The organism is Pseudolactococcus hodotermopsidis (assembly GCF_011170085.1).
Lineage (GTDB): Bacteria > Bacillota > Bacilli > Lactobacillales > Streptococcaceae > Pseudolactococcus > Pseudolactococcus hodotermopsidis.
Window position 1 is genome coordinate 1 of the sequence record NZ_BLLI01000131.1, and the last position, 1169, is coordinate 1169.

The 1169-nt window shown below is 32.6% G+C and carries 3 protein-coding genes; all 3 read right to left on the bottom strand.

Annotated features, from left to right (window positions below):
* On the bottom strand, positions 1-193 hold a 193-nt coding region (locus Hs30E_RS10970), incomplete at its 3' end, for a hypothetical protein (RefSeq protein WP_228462057.1).
* 194 nt (positions 194-387) lie between these two features.
* On the bottom strand, positions 388-702 hold the full coding sequence (locus tag Hs30E_RS10975) for a hypothetical protein (RefSeq protein ID WP_172209964.1): 315 nt from the start codon (positions 700-702) through the stop codon (positions 388-390).
* Between the two features lie 81 nt (positions 703-783).
* Positions 784-1140 (bottom strand): hypothetical protein, encoded by a 357-nt coding sequence (locus tag Hs30E_RS10980; RefSeq protein WP_172209965.1) that lies wholly within the window; start codon positions 1138-1140, stop codon positions 784-786.
* Between the last annotated feature and the right edge of the window lie 29 nt (positions 1141-1169).

Genomic DNA, 1169 nt, shown 5'->3' on the forward strand with positions numbered 1-1169 from the left:
CAGCCTTGAATGACAAATCACTCATTGTACGCTTGCCATCTTTAAATTCTTGATAGTCTGCTTGGTCTAACGGACGATATACTGGTACATCCGCAATCCCTGTCGGCCACGAGATTGTAAGATTGCCATTTTTATCATAAACTGCATAGCCGTTACCTCCTTCAATTAAAATACCGTATTTTTCGTTCTCCATTTTACAATTTCTCTCTTTTCTATTCAATTAATAAAACTTGGATGATAGTTCCCATCAGAAACGATTTAATAGATTGAAACTAAAATTAGCTATTAATATAAAATGGTTCTAAATAATCTAAACTACTGAATATTAAGATAATGTATCAAAAATTATGAACATACCAAAGAGACTATAATTTTTTTAGGAAATCACTATTCATTCTTTGCACCAGACCAATTTTGCTCTGATTCTTTTTTGATTTTAGCGAGCATATCATTGATGCCCTGTTCTTCATAATATTTTTCTTGTTCCTCTTGTGGCAAAGGCCATGTGCCATATGCAGCCTTGAACATCAAATCTCCACCAGTTCTTTTACCTGCTAAATATTCCTCAAAATCCTCTTTTTCTATCTCTTTAATATGAGTCGCTAACCTTGAATCATCCCATTTAAGTTGGTAATTATTCCCGTCTGATAAAACGAAAAATTGTGAGGGGCGATCCTCATGAATTATATTCATTTCTGCCATTATTCAAATACTCCATAAAATTTATCAAAAATGTCGAAATTTTCCTACTGTAAGTAAAATAATTATTCCAAAACATAATAGTTATTGTTCAGATAGCCATTTCTCATATTCAGGTTTTAACTCAGGAAATTCTTCAAACAAATTTGGGTCATTAGGTAACGAAATATCATGTACCATTTGTAAATCGCTTAATAAAAACTCCAACTCTCCTTGTCGATTTTGTTCTTCGGTAGGTGGCCATGCGCCATTCTTTGCTTTAAATGCCAGAGACACTAATTCTTTTTTTCCTGAAATAACCTCATTTGCATCTAAAGTAGCAACTAACTCACTGTATACATGTGCTGCACCATCAGACCATTCAACTATGTATTGACCATTATCGTTTTTTAATAGAGTGATATAGTTCTTCTTATCCACCATTATTATTGTATTTAACATCTATTTACCTCCAAAAATATTGAATTGCT